This window comes from Sphingomonas sp. (genome assembly GCF_051962185.1).
Lineage (GTDB): Bacteria > Pseudomonadota > Alphaproteobacteria > Sphingomonadales > Sphingomonadaceae > Sphingomonas.
In genome coordinates this window covers 14,540-31,800 of sequence record NZ_JBQCCN010000147.1, presented here as the reverse complement: position 1 = coordinate 31,800, position 17,261 = coordinate 14,540, and the positions used below count along the sequence as shown (strand labels likewise).

17 protein-coding genes and 1 tRNA gene are annotated in these 17,261 nt (G+C 66.8%); 11 read left to right on the top strand and 7 right to left on the bottom strand.

Annotated features, from left to right (window positions below; all coding sequences use genetic code 11):
- Positions 1 to 61: 61 nt before the first annotated feature.
- Positions 62 to 256, bottom strand: a complete 195-nt coding sequence (locus ACTHJR_RS09300) for a KTSC domain-containing protein (protein WP_440522869.1) — start codon at positions 254 to 256, stop codon at positions 62 to 64.
- A 177-nt stretch (positions 257 to 433) separates the two neighbouring features.
- Here ACTHJR_RS09300 and ACTHJR_RS09295 point away from each other — a divergent pair, with 177 nt between their 5' ends.
- Genes ACTHJR_RS09295 through virB11 form a run of 8 tightly spaced genes read left to right on the top strand, consistent with a single transcriptional unit; the run spans position 434 to position 8,236 of the window.
- The gene (locus ACTHJR_RS09295; protein ID WP_440522879.1) at positions 434 to 751 is read left to right on the top strand and encodes a TrbC/VirB2 family protein; all 318 of its coding nucleotides are present in this window, start codon (positions 434 to 436) and stop codon (positions 749 to 751) included.
- 3 nt (positions 752 to 754) lie between these two features.
- Complete coding sequence (locus tag ACTHJR_RS09290; RefSeq protein WP_440522868.1) at positions 755 to 1,042, top strand: type IV secretion system protein VirB3; 288 nt, start codon at positions 755 to 757, stop codon at positions 1,040 to 1,042.
- Entirely contained in the window at positions 1,021 to 3,393 is a 2,373-nt protein-coding gene (locus ACTHJR_RS09285) for a VirB4 family type IV secretion/conjugal transfer ATPase (RefSeq protein ID WP_440522867.1), read from the top strand. Before ACTHJR_RS09290 ends, ACTHJR_RS09285 begins: the two co-directional genes overlap by 22 nt.
- On the top strand, positions 3,393 to 4,664 hold the full coding sequence (locus ACTHJR_RS09280) for a type IV secretion system protein (RefSeq protein WP_440522878.1): 1,272 nt from the start codon (positions 3,393 to 3,395) through the stop codon (positions 4,662 to 4,664). Before ACTHJR_RS09285 ends, ACTHJR_RS09280 begins: the two co-directional genes overlap by 1 nt.
- Positions 4,661 to 5,467: a virB8 family protein gene (locus ACTHJR_RS09275; RefSeq protein WP_440522866.1), complete on the top strand. Its 807-nt coding sequence runs from the start codon at positions 4,661 to 4,663 to the stop codon at positions 5,465 to 5,467. Before ACTHJR_RS09280 ends, ACTHJR_RS09275 begins: the two co-directional genes overlap by 4 nt.
- Positions 5,464 to 6,150, top strand: coding sequence for a TrbG/VirB9 family P-type conjugative transfer protein (locus ACTHJR_RS09270; RefSeq protein ID WP_440522864.1), 687 nt, complete (start codon positions 5,464 to 5,466; stop codon positions 6,148 to 6,150). The genes ACTHJR_RS09275 and ACTHJR_RS09270 overlap by 4 nt, the downstream gene beginning before the upstream one ends.
- A complete protein-coding gene (locus ACTHJR_RS09265; RefSeq protein WP_440522863.1) occupies positions 6,150 to 7,256 on the top strand; it encodes a TrbI/VirB10 family protein in 1,107 nt (368 codons plus the stop codon). The genes ACTHJR_RS09270 and ACTHJR_RS09265 overlap by 1 nt, the downstream gene beginning before the upstream one ends.
- A gap of 50 nt (positions 7,257 to 7,306) precedes the next feature.
- Positions 7,307 to 8,236: a P-type DNA transfer ATPase VirB11 gene (gene virB11, locus ACTHJR_RS09260; RefSeq protein WP_440522861.1), complete on the top strand. Its 930-nt coding sequence runs from the start codon at positions 7,307 to 7,309 to the stop codon at positions 8,234 to 8,236.
- A gap of 150 nt (positions 8,237 to 8,386) precedes the next feature.
- Here the strand turns inward: virB11 and ACTHJR_RS09255 are convergent, their stop codons facing one another.
- The gene (locus ACTHJR_RS09255; RefSeq protein ID WP_440522860.1) at positions 8,387 to 9,331 is read right to left on the bottom strand and encodes a hypothetical protein; all 945 of its coding nucleotides are present in this window, start codon (positions 9,329 to 9,331) and stop codon (positions 8,387 to 8,389) included.
- 248 nt (positions 9,332 to 9,579) lie between these two features.
- Positions 9,580 to 10,572, bottom strand: a complete 993-nt coding sequence (locus tag ACTHJR_RS09250; RefSeq protein WP_440522858.1) for a hypothetical protein — start codon at positions 10,570 to 10,572, stop codon at positions 9,580 to 9,582.
- 599 nt (positions 10,573 to 11,171) lie between these two features.
- On the opposite strand from ACTHJR_RS09250, the gene ACTHJR_RS09245 reads away from it, so the two are divergent.
- Positions 11,172 to 11,573, top strand: coding sequence for a hypothetical protein (locus ACTHJR_RS09245; RefSeq protein ID WP_440522857.1), 402 nt, complete (start codon positions 11,172 to 11,174; stop codon positions 11,571 to 11,573).
- A gap of 260 nt (positions 11,574 to 11,833) precedes the next feature.
- Here ACTHJR_RS09245 and ACTHJR_RS09240 read toward each other — a convergent pair.
- Positions 11,834 to 11,908, bottom strand: a tRNA-Gly gene (locus ACTHJR_RS09240).
- A gap of 172 nt (positions 11,909 to 12,080) precedes the next feature.
- On the opposite strand from ACTHJR_RS09240, the gene ACTHJR_RS09235 reads away from it, so the two are divergent.
- Both ACTHJR_RS09235 and ACTHJR_RS09230 read left to right on the top strand, forming a co-directional pair.
- Positions 12,081 to 12,974, top strand: a complete 894-nt coding sequence (locus tag ACTHJR_RS09235; protein ID WP_440522856.1) for a tetratricopeptide repeat protein — start codon at positions 12,081 to 12,083, stop codon at positions 12,972 to 12,974.
- On the top strand, positions 12,971 to 13,585 hold the full coding sequence (locus tag ACTHJR_RS09230; RefSeq protein ID WP_440522855.1) for an LON peptidase substrate-binding domain-containing protein: 615 nt from the start codon (positions 12,971 to 12,973) through the stop codon (positions 13,583 to 13,585). The genes ACTHJR_RS09235 and ACTHJR_RS09230 overlap by 4 nt, the downstream gene beginning before the upstream one ends.
- A gap of 145 nt (positions 13,586 to 13,730) precedes the next feature.
- On the opposite strand, the gene ACTHJR_RS09225 is transcribed toward ACTHJR_RS09230, so the two are convergent.
- The 3 genes from ACTHJR_RS09225 to ACTHJR_RS09215 all read right to left on the bottom strand — a co-directional run bounded on the left by ACTHJR_RS09225 (position 13,731) and on the right by ACTHJR_RS09215 (position 17,170).
- Positions 13,731 to 14,408, bottom strand: coding sequence for a hypothetical protein (locus ACTHJR_RS09225; protein WP_440522854.1), 678 nt, complete (start codon positions 14,406 to 14,408; stop codon positions 13,731 to 13,733).
- A gap of 144 nt (positions 14,409 to 14,552) precedes the next feature.
- Positions 14,553 to 15,530, bottom strand: a complete 978-nt coding sequence (locus tag ACTHJR_RS09220) for an agmatine deiminase family protein (protein ID WP_440522853.1) — start codon at positions 15,528 to 15,530, stop codon at positions 14,553 to 14,555.
- On the bottom strand, positions 15,527 to 17,170 hold the full coding sequence (locus ACTHJR_RS09215; RefSeq protein WP_440522852.1) for a M28 family metallopeptidase: 1,644 nt from the start codon (positions 17,168 to 17,170) through the stop codon (positions 15,527 to 15,529). Before ACTHJR_RS09215 ends, ACTHJR_RS09220 begins: the two co-directional genes overlap by 4 nt.
- Between the last annotated feature and the right edge of the window lie 91 nt (positions 17,171 to 17,261).

Sequence of the window (17,261 nt, the reverse complement as noted above, 5' to 3'; positions counted from 1 at the left end):
TATCCTCCCCAGCCAAGGGGAGGATTATGACGACTGGACGCCAGTCTGAATATCGAGGTCTCTACCGCTTCACGAAGCGATAGCGGTCGCGGATGCGGCGGTTGAAGAATCCGCCCTTGGAGGTCGCGCGGCGCATCGCCGCGACCACGCGTTCGGGAACGTCGAGATAGGAATAGAGCCGCCCGCTGACGAAGTGGATGTCGAGCCGGTGCTCGGCAGGGTCGTAGTCGAACGATCGGATCACGCTGGACGGCATGATTCCTCAACGCATTTGGCCGTCGCGACGTTTCACGACGGGAAAGGCGCGCCGCTTGAATCGCATGGCGCGCTGGTGCACACCCGCGACTCGGGTGTGGGGGGTGCCTGAAACCGCGAAATGCGGTCCAGCGCGCCGTCACTCCAGCAAGTGAGAGGGTAAGGCGTGTTGCGTTCGATCAAGTCACGGATTGTTCCCCTGCTGGTGGCGTTGGGCGCCACGATCAACGCGAGCGTCGCCTATGCGCAGGAAACGGTCGGCGATCCCGCCGGGTCGGGCGTGCTGGTGTCGGCGGTGCGCTGGCTGCAGGGCACCTTGCTCGGCACCGTCGCCACCGTGGTCGCGATCATCGCGGTCGCCTCGGTCGGCTTCCTGATGCTGACCGGGCGGATCAACTGGCGCTATGGCGCGACCGTCATCGTCGGCTGCTTCATCCTGTTCGGCGCCGCCTCGATCGTCGCGGGAATCCAGTCCACCGCCACTTTGGGCAATTGAGCCATGGCCGGGGGGCTCGATCGCGATCCCTTGTTCGTCGCGTTGACGCGCCCGCAGATGTTCGCGGGCGTGACCTATAGCTATTTCGTCGTCAACGGCGTCATCGCGACCGAATTGTTCCTGATCTTCCATTCGATCTGGGTGCTGGCCGCGGCCGCCCTGATCCATGTCGTCGGCATGATCCTGTGCGTGCGCGAGCCGCGCTTTTTCGACTTGTGGCTGACCAAGGTCAGTCGCTGCCCGCGCGTCCGCAATTATGCGATCTGGCGATGCAACTCCTACCGCCCCTGACCAGCGACCGGCGAGCGGTGGCTCGCGAGAAAGCGGCGGGCGCGCATCTGCCTTATGCGCGGCACGTCGACGATCACACGATCGAGACGCGCGACGGCCTGCTGATGCAGGTCATCCAGTTGCGCGGCCTGCTGTTCGAGACCGCCGACACCGACGAGATCAATTACCGCAAGTCGCTTCGCGACGCGATGCTCCAGGCGATCGGGTCGTCGCGCTTCGCGGTCTATCATCACGTCATCCGGCGCGAGGCCGATGCCCAGCTGAGCGACAAATTCCCCGACGAGTTTTCGACCCGGCTCGACGCCGCCTGGCGCGCGCGGCTGTCGGCGCGCCGGCTCTACGTCAACGACATCTTCCTGACCCTGGTCCGCCGGCCGATGCAGGGCCGCGTCGGGATCGCCGATCGCATTCGCGGCTGGTTCGGCTCGACCGGGGTCGATCCCGACGTGACGCGCAGCCACGAAGTGCACCAGCTCGACACCGCGCGCGACGCCTTGCTGGCACAGCTCGGCAGCTATGATCCGCGGCTGCTGTCGGCCTATGAGACCAAGGCCGGCTTCTGCTCCGAGCCGCTCGAATTCCTCTCTGCGCTGTACAATGCCGAGATGCGCCCGGTGCTGATGCCGATGCAGGATGCCGGCGCCTATCTCCCCTATCGCCGCGTCAGCTTCGGCGAGGAGACGGTCGAGCTCGGCCCGGCGGGCAACACGCCGCGCAGCTTCGTCGGCATGGTGTCGATCAAGGATTACCCCGCGCAGACCGCGCCGGGGATGCTCGACGAACTCTTGCGGCTCCCGTTCGAGATCACCGTGTCGCAGAGCTTCGGCTTCGTCGATCGCCAGGCCGCGCTCGGCAAGATGAACCTCGCGCTCCGCCGGATGCGCTCGGCCGAGGATGAGGCCGTCAGCCTGCGCGCCGAGCTGTCCAACGCCAAGGACGACGTCGCTGCTGGCCGCGCCGGGTTCGGCGAGCATCACATGACCGTCGCGGTGCACGGCGAGACGATCGACGAGGTCAATGCCGGCGTCGCCGAGGTCCAGGCCTCGCTGTCCGACCTGGGGATCATCGCGGTGCGCGAGGAGATCGCGATCGAGCCCGCCTTCTGGGCGCAATTCCCCGGCAACTTCAAATATATCGCACGCCGCGGCCTGATCTCGACCGGCAATTTCGCCGGCTTCGCCTCGAGCCACAATTTCGCGCTGGGCAAGCCGGAGGCCAACCATTGGGGCCAGGCGGTCAGCCTGCTCGAGACGACTGCGGCCGGCCCTTATTATTTCAATTTCCACCAGGGCGACCTGGGCAATTTCACCGTCATCGGCCCCTCGGGATCGGGCAAGACGGTGGTGCTCAATTTCCTGCTCGCCCAGGCGCGCAAATTCCACCCGCGGATCATCTTCTTCGACAAGGATCGCGGCGCCGAATTGTTCATCCGCGCGATCGGCGGGCGCTACGACGTGCTGCGCCCCGATCTCGCCGCCGGGCTCAACCCGCTGCAGATCGACGACAGCCCGGCCAATCGCCAGTTCCTGATCGACTGGGTCGCGCAATTGGCCGGCGGCGCCGATATCGACGAGATGGCGCGGATCAAGGACGCGATCGACGCCAATTTCGATCAGCCGATCGAGCATCGCCGCCTGCGCCACCTCGCCGAATTGTTCCGCGGCGGCTCACGCCCGACCGCGGCCGACCTCTATTCGCGGCTCAGGCCCTGGTGGGGCGAGGGCGAGCGCGCCTGGCTGTTCGACAATGAGCGCGACCTGACCGACCTATCGGCCGAGGCGGTCGGGTTCGACATGACCCAGATCCTCGACGATCCCGCGGTCCGCACCCCGGCGATGATGTATCTGTTCCACCGCGTCGAGGAGCGGCTCGACGGGTCGGCGGCGATCATCGTCGTCGACGAAGGGTGGAAGGCATTGGACGACGAGGTGTTCGTCCGCCGCATCAAGGATTGGGAAAAGACGATCCGTAAAAGGAACGGCATCGTCGGCTTCGCGACGCAGAGCGCGCAAGACGCGCTCGAGAGCCGGATCGCCTCGGCGATCATCGAGCAAGCCGCGACGCAGATCTTCATGACCAATCCCAAGGCGCGCGCGGCCGATTATATCGACGGCTTCGGGCTGACCCCGCACGAATACGAGATCGTGCGGACCTTGCCCGACGACGCGCATTGCTTCCTGATCAAGCACGGTACCGAAAGCGTCGTCGTGCGGCTCAACTTGACCGGCGAGCACGATATCCTGACCATCCTGTCGGGCCGCGAACGCACGGTGCGGCTGCTCGACGAAATCCGCGCGGCCAAGGGCGACGATCCCGCCGACTGGATCCCCGCCTTGCTGGAGCGCGCGTGATGCAGGTGACCTGCCCCGCGATCAACGACAGCCAGTTCCTGTCGAGCGTGCTCGGCCATATCGATTGCCAGGCGCAGACCTTGGGCGCGGCCGGCTATCAGGCGATGGCGGCGGGGGGATCGGCGTCGTCGCTGGTGCTGGGCGGCGTGCTGACGATCTTCATCGCCTTGTTCGGCTATCGCCTGATCCTGGGCGACACGCCCGACGTGCGCTCGGGCATACTGACCGCGGTCAAATTGGGCGTCGTGCTGGTGCTGGCGACGAGCTGGCCAGCGTTTCGCACGCTTACCTATGACGTCGCGCTGAAGGGGCCGGCCGAGCTGGCCGGCGCGATCGGCGGCGCGTCGGGTCTGCCGGGTGCGGGCAGCGGACTGGTTGCGCGGCTGCAGGTGATCGACGACGAAATCGCCGAACTCACCGTGATCGGGACCGGGCGGCCGCCCAATACCGACCTGGTCACGGGCCCGACCACCCAGCCGATGACCCCGGACCAGCAAGCGCAGGAGCGCCGTCGGCTGCAGGATCTCGCCAGCCATGCGCGCTGGGACCCGGCGCGCGACCTGTCGCTGCTGGGCAGCGCCCGAACGTTGTTCCTGTCGGGCACGATCGCCGCTTTCGCCAGCGTGCGGTTGCTCGCCGGGCTGTTGCTTGCGCTGGGCCCGTTGTTCGCGATCTTCCTGTTGTTCGCAGGGACGCGCGGCCTGTTCGTAGGCTGGGTGCGCGGGCTGGCCGGCGCGGCGCTCGGCGCACTCGGCACGTCGATCGTCCTCGGCGTCGAGCTCGCCTTGCTCGAACCCTGGCTCGCCGCGGTGATGGACCTGCGGCATCAGGAGATCGCGACGCCCGCGGTGCCGGTCGAGTTGCTTGCCCTGTCGCTGGTGTTCGCGGTCACGCTGATCGCCGTGCTGGTCGCGGTCGCGCGCGTTGCGCACGGCTTCCGCATTCCCGACAATTGGGGGCAGGCCCGCGAGCGCATCGTCGGCGGGCTGGTGCCCGCGGTGCCGTTGCTCGCCGGGCCGAGCGCGGCAGAAGGCAATATCCACGACCAGCGTTCGCGCGCGATCGCGATCGCCGATGCGGTCGCCGCGACGCAGCGGCGCGAGAGCCACGCCGCGCAGCCGGCGCCGGCCTCGCTCGGCCGCGCGGCGATTTCGCCCACCAATACGCGAGAGATCGCCGTTGCGGCCGCGGTGCCGCTCGGCCAGAGTTTCAGGCGGCGGACGCGGGGGCGCGTGTCGGCCGGGGCAACACGGCGGGATAGCAACAGATGAAACAGGCCGCGCGCGAGTCGCTCGACGCTTATTACCGCGAAGCGGACAGCTGGGCCGACGACCGGCAGGACATGCTGCGCGCGTCGCGCCGCACGGCGTGGATCGTCGCCGGCGTGGCGGTGGCGATCGCCTTGTTCGAGGCGATCGCGCTGATCGTGCTGATGCCGCTCAAGACCGTCGTTCCCTATACGCTGATGGTCGACAAGCAGACCGGCTATGTCCAGGAATTGAAGCCGCTCGACGCCGAGAAGATCGCGCCCGACACCGCGCTGACCCAGTCGTTCCTGGTGCAATATGTCATCGCGCGCGAAAGCTATGACGCGACCACGCTGCAATCGCAGTATCGCAAGGTGCAATTGTGGTCGGTCGACGTGGCCAGGGCCGATTACGTCAACACGATGCAGGCGGCCAATCCCGCGAGCCCGCTGGCGCGCTACCCGCGCAGCACGATCGTCGACACGCGAGTCAAGAGCATCAGCGCGATGGGCGGCAACCAGGCGCTGGTCCGGTTCGACACGGTGCGCCGCGACCAGGGCGGGCAAGTTCAGCCGCCCGAAAGCTGGGTGGTGGTGATCAGCTATCGCTTCTCGACCGGGCCGATGCGGGCCGAGGATCGCTTCGTCAATCCACTCGGATTCCAGGTCTTCCGCTACAATCGCAGCCAGGAGACTCTCGCGCCGGCGCCGGCGTCCGCCGTCGTCACCCCACCTCCGCCGGCGTCGGGCCAGCCGCAAGTGCTCGCTCCCGGCGCACAGCCGACCCCGGCGCCGCGTCCCGCCAATACCCCAGAGGTCGTGCTTTGAGGCGCTTTGCCGCTTTTCTGCTGGCCGCGGCGATCGTGGCGGCGCCGGCGCATGCCCAGGTGCGACCGCAGCCAGGCGCCGGCGATCCGCGCATCCAGACGGTGATGTACGATGCCGACCAGGTCGTGTTGCTCCAGGTCCCGACCGGCTACGAGCTGACGGTCGAATTCGCCCCCGACGAGCGGATCGAGAATGTCGCGGTCGGCGATAGCGCCGCTTGGCAAGTCACGCCCAACAAGCGCGGCGACCGGCTATTCCTGAAGCCGATCCAAGGCAGCACCACCAACATGACGGTGGTGACCGACGCGCGCACCTATGTCTTCGAGCTGTCGCCGGGCAGCCCGGGCAGCGCGCCCTATATCGTCCGCTTCCAGTTCCCGCCGCCGCCCACCCCGGCCAATACCGGCCCGGCGCCGGTCGAGCCTGGGCGCTACAAATTGGCGGGATCGGCGGACATCCGGCCCGACGCGATCTCCGACGACGGGTCCAAGACCTATATCATCTGGCGCGACAGCCAGACCCTGCCCGCGGTGTTCGTGATCGACCGCGACGGCAAGGAGACATTGGCCGACGGCGCGATGCGCGACGGGCGCTACGTGCTCGACAGCATCAACAACAAACTGGTCTTCCGCCTCGACAAGAAGATGGCGACCGCGGCGCGGGTGCCGCAGGTGGCGCGCTGATGGCGGTGGCCGGCCAGGATCCGCGCGCGCTGCCGCCGCCGGTCGAGGTCGAGCCCGGCGCGCGCCCGGTGGTCGCGCGCCCGGGCCGAGGCCTGCCCAATTGGGCGATCGCCGCCGGCATCGTCGTCGCCGCGCTGATCCTGTTCCTGATCCTCGACGGACGCCGCCGCCAATTGTCGGCGCCGGCGACGCGGGTGCGCACCGCCGATCTGCGCAATGGCGCCGAGCCCCCGGCGCTGTACGTTCCGCCGGTACCGGCGCCGCCACCGCCGCCAGCCCCGCCACCGCCGCCTCCCCCGCCGCCGCCGCCGGCACAGCCCAGGATCGTCTATGTACCGGCGCCGCCGCCGCCTCAGCCGGTCGCGCCACCGGCGCCGCCGCCGCGCGCGTCGACCGAGCCGGTGCTGGTACTCGACACGACGACCGGCGAAGCGACCGGCCCCGCGGCGCCGGCGGGCGAAGGCGGCGCGCAAGGTGCCGTGGCGACGACCAACCCGGGCGGCAGCGCGGGGGCCCTCGGCGGTCGCGCGCGCGCCTCGGTCCTGCGCAATCGCGCGACCACGGTGCCGCAGGGAACGCTGATCCCGGCCGTGCTCGAGACCGCGCTCGATTCGACGCGCCCGGGCCCGGCGCGCGCGCTGGTCACGCGCGACGTGCGCGGATTCGACGGCAGCAAGGTGCTGATCCCGCGCGGCAGCCGCTTGATCGGCGAATACAAGGCCGACCTCCAACCCGGGCAGAATCGCGCGCTGGTGATCTGGACGCGGCTGGTCCGTCCCGACGGTGCGACGATCGCTCTGTCCTCGCCTTCGGCCGACCCGCTCGGACGCATCGGCATCAAGGGCAAGGTCAACAGCCATTTCCTCGAACGGTTCGCCAGCGCGCTGCTCCAGACCACGCTCAATGTCGGTGTCGGGCTCGCGTCGCGGATCGGTAGCAGCAATTCGGTCGCGGTGCTGACGCTGCCCGGCGCGCTCGGCGGCACCACCCCGCAACTGACCAATGGCGACCAGATCCAGCGCACGCTCCGCGTCAAGCAAGGCGTGTCGGTCAGCGTGTTCGTCGCGCGCGACCTCGATTTCACCGCCGTGGAGACGAAGCGATAGCCGCCAGCGATCCCGTCTATCTCAAAAGCTACCTCGCGCCGCTGGGCGGGGTGCTGGCGCGCGACGACGTCACCGACATCTATGTCAACCGGCCGGGCGAGATCTGGGTCGAGACGCTGGGCGGCGCCACCGAGCGGCACGAAGCGCCGGCGCTCGACCGCGCTACGCTCGACCGGCTGTCGCGCCAGATCGCGGCGCTGTCGCATCAAGGGATCAGCCGCGAACATCCCCTGCTCTCGGCGACGCTGCCCGACGGCGCGCGCGTCCAGGTCGTGGCGCCGCCAGCGACGCGCGGCGACCTCGCGCTGGCGATCCGCAAGCATATCTCCTCGGACCTCAGTCTCGGCGATTATGTCGCGGCTGGGTCGTTCGCCGAGACCAGGCGCGGCGATGTCGGTGAACGCTCGCCGGTCGATATCGAATTGTCACGCCTGCTCGATAGCGGCGACATCGCGGGAATGCTCGCCAAGGCGGTGACGGCGCGCAAGAACATCCTGGTGTCGGGCGGCACCTCGACCGGCAAGACCACGTTTCTCAACGCGCTGATTCGCGAAATCCCGCCGCACGAGCGGCTGATCCTGATCGAGGATACGCCCGAGCTCCATCTCGGCCATGCCAATGCGGTCGGGCTGCTCGCCGCGCGCAGCGCCCTGGGCGAGGCACAAGTCACCGCCGACAGCCTGCTCGCCGCATCGCTGCGCATGCGGCCCGATCGCATCATCGTCGGCGAGTTGCGCGGTCCGGAGGCCTATACCTTCCTGCGCGCGGTCAATACCGGCCATCCCGGATCGATGACCACGGTCCATGCCGACAGCGCCGAGCGCGCGATCGAGCAGATCGCCCTGCTGGTGCTGCAGACCGGCACCCGGCTGGGCCGCGACGATGTCCATCATTATGTCCGCAGCACGGTCGACGTGTTCGTCCAGCTCGCGCGCACCGGCGGCCGCCGCCACGTCGCCGAGGTCGTGCTGGCACGCTGAAGCGATGTCGGAGCGGGGAGGCGCCCGCCAGCGAGGAAGTCGCGCCAAGCCAGGACTGGAGCGATCGCTCCCGAGCGGTCCGGCTATCCGCTCCAGAAAAAAGGCCCGGCCGTCTCCGGCCGAGCCCCTTTTCCCCGATCCGTGCGACGATCAGCTGTGCGGGATCGTCGCGGTGAATGCGCCCGGATTGCTGTTGGCGGTCACGTCATTGTCGCCGAAGCTCTCCAGCTTGGCGCTGTTCGCGCTGTTGAGTGCGGTGCCGTTGTTGGTGATCGCCGTGCCGCCCACCCGAACCGCCGCGCCGGCACCGTTCGAATTGATGCCATAGATCGGGTTGCCCGAGATCGACGACGACTTGATGAGGATGGTCGCGGTGCCGGTCAGCGCCTTTGCCACGACGCCGCTCGCGCCAGCGGTGCCGCCGCCCGCGATCTCGCTGTCGACGACCGTCGCCACGATCGCGGTACCGCCGCTGGCGGTCGAAACGGCCAGGCCGGTCACGCCGTTGTTCAGCAACCGGACGTTATGCAGCTCGAGACCCGCAGTGTATCCCGAACCGGGCTGAACGACGATGCCGCCACCGGTATTGTTGTTGATCGTGCTGTTGTTGACGAAAAGCTGGACGTTCGATGTCGTGCCGTCGACGCTGATGCCGCGCGCGCTGCCCGAACCGAACCCGAAGATATAGGAATCCTCGATGGTCACGCTCTGCGCTTGAAAGATGTGCACACCATAAGTCCCGGGGGTCGTGCCGGCGCCGTTGATCGCCAATCCGCGCAGGATCACCACGGCATTCGCGCCGTTGACATTGATGCCGGTCGTGCCGGAAGCCAGGATGCTTCCTTCGGTTTCACGACAGTCGAACGTGATCGACTTCGTGATCGTCACCGTGCCGAAGCCACCCGGATCGAGACAATCGATCTCACCGCCCGTGGCCGTCTTGGAAATGGCGCCGGCGAAGGTCTTGCACGGCGCGGTGCGGCTGCATGGATTGGCATCGTCGCCGACGCCTGAAATCCAGGTACGGGTCGCCTGCGCCGCGGCGGGCGAGCTGTAGAGCAACGAAGCCGCGAACAGCGCACCGATCAGCAGCATCAACCGTTTGCTAATGTGAGACATCCTCTCCCCCAATCTTCAATGCGCCGACTCTCGCGCGCGCCAGATGATTAACAGTCTATTGCAGTTTTGGAGGGAGAGATAGTCCTCCTTTTCAAGTCTTCGACCGTGCCGATCCAAGGCTTGACGCCGGTTTCGAACTCTCAATTCGGGTAAGGCTGAAGTAAAAAGGGGTCCGGCCATTGCCGGCCGGAACCCCTTGTTTTGAAGCACTTGGTGTTGACGGATCAGTGCCGCGGGATCGTCCCGGTGAAGGCGCCGTCGACGCCATTGCCGTCGAGACGATTGTCGCCGTAGCTGTAGAGCTGCGCGGTGTTGAGGATCATCAGGCCGGTACCGTTGCCCGTGATCGACGTCCCGCCGACGCGCGCATTGACCGAGGTCGGCGTGCCGTTGACGATGATCCCCTGATTGGCGTTGAGCGTCACCCGCGAATCGGTGAGCAGGAACTTCACCGTGCCGGTTCCATTCGGCGCCTTGACCAGGATACCGGCGCTGTCGTTCGACAGCGTGACGTTGTCGATGGTCGCGTTGATCGCCGAACCGACGATGCCGGTGGTGTCGACGCGGATGCCGACGTTCATATTGTCGACCACCTGGGTGTTGGTGATCGTCGCATTGCCGGTGAAGCCTGCCGCAGGGTTGATGGTGATGCCGCCGGTGGTCGTCGGCGAGCCGCTGCCGCCATTCTCCGTCAGCGTGACATTGTCGACGAACAGCTGGCTATTGCCGCTCTGCGGCGAGAAATTGATTCCATAGCCGTTCCGGAAGCCGCGAATCTTGGTGTTGCGTACGTGTACCGCCGCCGCGTTTATGACGTAGACGCCGTTGATACCGGCCGTGGTCGGCGCATTGCCGAGCCCCTCGAGATCGAGCCCGCTGATCACGACATAGGCGGTCGTCGAGTTGATGACGATCGCGCTGCTGCCCGCGACGACGATCCCGGCCTGGGTATTGTCGCAGATCAGCGAAATCGACTTGGTGATGGTGACGGCGCCGAACCCGCCGGGATCGAGGCAGTTGATCTCGCCGCCCGCGGCGGTCTTGGAAATCGCGCCGGCGAAGGTCTTGCAGGGCGCCGTGCGGCTGCAGGGATTGACGTCGTCGCCGACCCCCGAAATCCACGTCCGGGTAGCCTGCGCCGCGGCCGGCGCGCTCCATAGCATCGCCCCCATCGCCGCGGCGATGACGAACAATATCGAACGCTTCAATCTCATCATGATTTTCCCCTCCTCATTCGAGCGCCTGCGCGGCGCGAACCCGACCCGCGATGGGGCCGTATCGATGCGATCGACGTGCCGCCGCGTCCCGGTCGCGCAGCCAGGGCTCGACGAGAAATCGGCCTATCCATCCGCTACCGGATCCCGCCCCCGGCCCTGTGCCGCGATTTATTGCACTTCTCGCGAGATGGGTAGTCCCTTTGCGGACAATGTCGGCGGTCGAAAAGGCGATCGACTTGCCGCTGCCGCTCTCGACTTTCCGTCGGCAAGAATCCGCGGGATTTTTTCGGCCGTGCCGCGCACAATACCCGCCGATCCACAGCCGAGTCTCCCAACAAGCTGATCGAGATGGATTTTTTCTCACCCCGCGATCAGCGCCGACCTATAACGCTCGCCAATTTTCCTGTTCGGTTGGCCTGTCGCCCGTCGCCTTACTATCCTCGCGCGTCCGGTTATTGCTCGAAAACGACACGGCTCAATCGTTCATACTGGTTGTATTGAGGCCAACGGCGGCTTAGGCTGACGGTAATAGTTTGTTAGGGGAAATCGACATGGGCACTTCCCGGAATTCCATCAGTCGCCGCGGAGCGATGGGCCGAATGGCATTGGCGGCGGCGGCGGGCGCAGTCGCCCCGGGACTGACCCCTGCGGCGCATGCCGCGCTCGGCGGCGACGGCGATCTCAGCGTCTTCAAGGGCCGCTACGCGTTCAGGGGCGGCCGGATCATCGACGGCTATTTCGTCGCGCCCAAGGGTGGAACCGGCCTGGACGTCGTCGTTCTGCTGCATGGCGAAGGGGGGCTGGATGCCGGCATCTGCACGCTGGCGCACCGCTATGCCCGCGCCGGCAAGCTGGCGATCGTGCCCGACATGCCGGCGACCTATGGCGGGGCGGCGGCGCTCGCGGGGCGCGACGCGCACCTCGCCGATCTGGCGCGCTTGCGCGCGACCTTCGGCAATCATCTGCGCGGCAACGGCAAGGTCGAGTATATCTCGGCCTGACGCGGCGACAGCGCCGATCGAAAGAAGCCGCCGAAGATCTTCGGCGGCTTTTTTTGTGACTGCGGAAAGATGGTTCGCGGGAAGTTCGCCCGCATGGCGGGCGGAGGATCCGGAGTCCGCATAGGGCGAAGGGCGAAGGGGAAGCACCAGCAAAGAGCGGGGGTTCCGGCACCGCGAAGCCGTGCCGTCGGTCGCCGCGAGCGGCGCCGGCCGACTTCTTGCTCCGTCGCGAAACAGCGCCGCTATTTCGCGGCAAGAACTGGAGCGGGCGAAGGGATTCGAACCCTCGACCCCAACCTTGGCAAGGTTGTGCTCTACCCCTGAGCTACGCCCGCTCTGGCGCCGGCCCGTGGTGTCACGGGCGGGTAAGGAGCGGGGCCATTAGCAGCGCTCCCGCGGGTCCGCAACCCCTTGTCGCGCCATCCGCAAAAAGCCTTGGCTTCGCGGGCGCAGCGCCCACATAAGGACCTTTGCCGCTGACGGAGAAGAGACTTGGCCACGCTTGGAATGACCCCGGAGCAGAAGGAAGCCGTCGAGGGGTTCCGCCGTGACGTCGTCGAACCGTCGATGAGCAAGCTGGTGATCATCGATTTCTGGGCCGAATGGTGCGGGCCGTGCAAGGCGCTCGCCCCGGTGTTGGAAAAGGTCGCTGCCGATTATGCCGACAAGGGCGTGGTGCTGGCCAAGGTCGATACCGACAAGAACCAGTTCATCGCCGCGCAATTCCAGATTCGCTCGATTCCAACCGTCTATGCGATGTTCCAGGGCCAATTGGTCGCCGACCTGACCAGCGCGCGCACGGAATCGCAGCTCAAGGCAACGCTCGACCAATTGCTTCGCCAATTGCCCGTCGACAGCGCCGAGCAGCAACAGGAGGCCGAGCTCGAGCCGCTGATCGCGATGGGCGAACAAGTGCTGAGCGAGGGCGATGCCGAACGCGCGCTGTCGATCTTCGACCAGATCGCCGAGATCGCGCCCGACCATGCGGAGGTCGCCTCTGGCCGCGCCCGCGCCTTGGTCGCGCTGGGCCGACTTGACGAGGCCGATGCGGCGCTCGCCGCCTTGCCCGAGGATGCCAAGGGCCCCGAGATCGATCGCGCGCGCGCCGCGCTCGATCTCGCGCGCTCGGCGCCGCCCGCCGAGGATCTGGCGCCGCTGGTGGCCGCGGCCGAGGCCGATCCCGACGATTTGCAGGCGCGATTCGATCTCGCCAATGCGCAGATGGCGGCCGGCGAACGCGACGCTGCGGCCGAGTCGCTGCTGGCGATCGTCGCCAAGGATCGGGAGTGGAACGAGGGCGCCGCACGCGCGCAATTCCTGAAGCTGCTCGAAGTGGTCGGGCTGGAGGACCCCTGGGTCTCGGCACAGCGCCGCCGCCTGTCGGCGATCTTGTTCACGTGACGACGACGCGGCTCTCGATCTTTCCGCTGGCGGGCGCCTTGCTGTTCCCGCGAATGCATCTGCCGCTGCACATTTTCGAGCCGCGCTACCGCGCGATGGTGTCCGACGCGATGGCGCGCGACCGCCGCATCGGCATGATCCAGCCGCGCGGCGAGGGCGAGCGCCCGCCGCTGTTCGACCTGGGTTGCGTCGGCCGCATCGCCGAGGTCGAGGCGCTCGACGACGGCCGCTACAATATCGTGCTCGAAGGCCAGGCGCTGTTCCGCGTCGCGCGCGAGCTCGACGTCACGACGCCGTTCCGCCAGGTCGAGGCCGAATTGCTGCCGTTGCCTGCCGAATCGGAGACGCTGTCGCTCGGCCATCGCGCCGCGCTCGAAACCGAATCGCGGCGCTTCGCCGACGCGCAAGGCTATGCGGTCGATTGGGATTCGGTCGCGCGGCTGGACGACGAGGCGCTGGTCAACGGCATCGCCCAGATCGCGCCGTTCGATTCGGCGGCGAAGCAGGCCTTGCTCGAGGCGCCGGATCTCGCCGCCCGCGCCGAACTGACCGTGCAGCTGATGCAATTCTTCGGCCGCCACGACGGCGAGGATCGCGTCACGTTGCAGTGAAGCCGCGCGCGAAAGTGGGTTTCCGGTTTCGCGCAGAATGCGACGCGATGGCTACCAAATTGGAACGGAGCGCGTGATTCGAAAATCAGACGCTCCGCTTTAGCGTCGGCGCTTCGGCGCCCCGGAGTCCGGAGCGCCGTCGCGACTATTTCGCCGCCTGGTCCGCCTTGGCCGGCGGCCAGGTCAGTCCCTTCGCGGTGGTGAAGGTGAATTGCTGGTTGCCCGATTGATAGAAGGGCAATTCGACGATGATCTTCTTGCCCGTTTTCAGTGCCTTGATGATCCCCGCTTCGCCATTGGCGAACAGCGTGTCGTAACTGCCGTCGGACGAGGTGCTCAACGACAGGCGCCGGGTCGCCCCGTCGACGTTCATCTCACCGCTGCACGATTCGATGCCGCAGACGAACTGGCCCTTGGAGATCGTGAAATAGACATTGTCGCCGCGATGATCGTGGCGAACCGTCATCTGCAGCGACGACCCGCCATTATACGGGAAGTCGAAATCGACCTTGTTGTCGCTGGTGATCGACGCGAAGCTGTTGGTCGCGTTGCGGACCTCGTCCTTGTCGGTCGTATAGGTCCATGAGGAGCCGTCGTTCGCCGCGCCGGCGGTCGCATCGGCGGCTGCCGTCCCGGTGGCCGCCGGCGCCGCAACGTTCCCCGACGTCCCGCCAACGCCGCTCAGCGCGCCGATCGCGCCGAGGATCGTGAACAAGATGAACAATCCGACGACGATGAGAATCGCCAGGACGCATCCGGACATCTTCTTTTTCGGCGGCACGCTACCCGGCGGCTGCGCGCCGGGCGTATGGAAATCTGACATGACGACCCCCTCCTTGATTGCCGGCAAGCTGCCCGCGAGGCCGACGGCGCGTCAAGCGTCAGTTGGATCGATTTTGGCGCCAATTGGAGAAAATTGTCGATATCTCGGCCTGTTACCGGCGCCGATACGCCCGTACCGGCCCGGTCACACCGGGATTTGCTGCGAGATGCAATGGAAGCTGCCGCCACCGGTCAGGATATGGTCGGCGCGCAGCCCGACCGTCTTGCGGCCAGGGAATAGCGCGCCGATCGCCTCGACCGCCGCCTGATCGTTCTCGGTCCCGTAGAGCGGCACCACCACGCTGGCATTGCCGATATAGAAGTTCATGTAGCTCGCGGGCACGATCTCGTCGTCGCGCAGCACGCGGCCGGGCGAGGGGATCGCGACGACCTCTATATCGCCATGCTGCTGCGCGCGTGTCGTCGCGCGTTGATAGACCTGCCAATTGGGATCGTTCTCGCTGGCTTCGGGGATCGCCAGCCGGCGCTTGCCGACGAACCGCGCGAGATTGTCGACATGGCCGTCGGTATGGTCGTTGAGCAGCCCGTCGCCGAGCCACAGCACCTCGCCGAAACCGAGGTCGCGGCGCAGCAATTCCTCGATCTCGCCGCGCGACATCGACCCGTTGCGGTTGCGATTGAGCAGGCATTGCTCGGTGGTCACCACCAGGCCCTGGCCGTCGCCGTCGATCGCGCCGCCCTCGAGGATCCAGTTGAAGGTCTCGACCGTCTTGCCGCGCGCCTCGGCCAATCGCGCGCCGATATCGTCGTCGCCCGGCAGGTCGTATTTCCCGCCCCAGCCGTTGAAACCGAAATCGGCGGCGACGCCGTCGCCGCGGATGATCGGGCCGGTGTCGCGCAACCAGATGTCACCGAACGGCTGGACCACGACCCGGGCGAAATCGCCGGCGCGGCGGCGCGCGGCTTCGGCCGCCTCGTCATCGGCGGCGACCAGCAGCACCTGCTCGCCCTTGCCGTCGGCATGGACCGCCCGGGCGAAGGCGGCGACCTCGTCGCGCGCCGGCTCGAGGTCGAGCTCCCACAATTCGGGATGGCTCGGGAAACCGATCCAGACCGCCTTGTGCGGCGCCCATTCGGGCTTGGGAGGCGCGAGCTTGGTCATTTGCCGGCGGATACCCCGGCGCGCGACCGATCGCGGATCGTGCGGAATTCGGCGGTCTTGTACCACTTGGGCCACGCATTGCCGTCGGCGAGCTCGCGCCCGAGCTGATAATAAAGCGTCAGATCCTGCACCGCGCCCGCCCAGTTCCAATTGGGATCATATTCGTCCTGCGGCTTGTGGTAGCGATTCTCGATATAATCGAGCGTCGCGGCGTGCCCCTTGGCGACGCCGCCATCGACCTGGTCCTCGCCCGACCCGCCGTCGAACATCGGCACGCCCAGTTTGGCGAAGCTGAAATGGTCCGAGCGATAATAGCCGCCGCGTTCCGGATTGGGCTCGGGCTTCATCACTCGACCCTGCGCCTCGATCAGCGGTTTCATCAGATCGTCGAGCTCCGATTTGCCGTAGCCGGTGACCACCACGTCGCGGGTCGGGCCGACGACGTTCAGCCCGTCCATGTTCACCCCTCCCACCGTCCTGGCGAGCGGGAAGATGGGATGTTCGGCATAATATTTCGAGCCGAGCAGCCCCGATTCCTCGGCGGTGACCGACAGGAAGACCATCGTCCTTTTCGCCGGCCCGGCCTTGGCCTGCGCTTCCGCCAGCGCGATCAGCCCGGCCGAGCCCGAGGCATTGTCGAGCGCGCCGTTGCAGATGCCGTCGCCCTTGACCGGCGCGCAATGGCCGAGATGATCCCAATGCGCCGAATAGATCACCGTCTCGTCGGGGCGTTCGGTGCCGGGCAGGATGCCGACGACGTTCTTGGACGCCTGGCGGCGGATCGCGTTGGTGAAGCCGACCGAGAATTTGACCCCGAGCGGGACGGCCTTGAAGCCCTTGACCTTGGCGGCGGCGGATAGCCGGTCGAAATCCTTGCCGGCACTGGCGAACACTTGTTTCGCCTTGGCCAATTGCATCCAGCCGATCGCCTGGCTCTGGTCGAGATGATCGCCCTTCTCGTCGAGTTCCAGCTGCGATCCCGACCAGCTCGATTCGACCACGCCCCAGCCGTAAGCGGCGGGGTCGGTGTCGTGGACGATGATCACCGCGGCCGCCCCCTGGCGCGCCGCCTCCTCATATTTGTAGGTCCAGCGGCCGTAATAGGTCATCGCCTTGCCGTCGAACAAACCGTTCAGTCCGGGCGTCTGCCAGTCGGGATCGTTGACCAGCACGATGACGGTTTTTCCCTTGACGTCGACGCCGGCATAATCGTTCCAGCCCTTTTCGGGAGCGTTGATGCCATAGCCGACGAACACGACGTCGGAATTGCGGACGTCGACCCTGGGCACGACGCGATAGGTCGAAACCACCATGTCGGTACGATAGGCGAGGCTGACCGGCGCCTTGCCGCCGGTGAAGGTCATCGGCGTGATGTTCTCCGCGGTCATCTGGACCATCGGCACATCCTGGAACCAGCTGCCGTTGTTGCCGGGCTTGAGCCCCGCCGCCTTCATCCGCTCGACGATGTAGCCGACCGTCCTGTCCTCGGCCGGGGTGGTCGGCGCGCGGCCTTCGAACGCGTCGGAAGACAGCGTTTTCGTCACGTCCTTGAGCGTGTCGACCGAGATCGCGGGCGCGCTCGATTGCGCGAGCGCCGGCGCGGCGGCGAAAGCGGCGAGGGAAAGGATGAGACGGCGCATCGATGGTCTTTCGCGTGGAAAGGTCGCTGTCTGGCAGCGCGCCGCTGGGCACGCAAGCGTCTGCCGTCAGGGCCATCGGACCCATCCGATC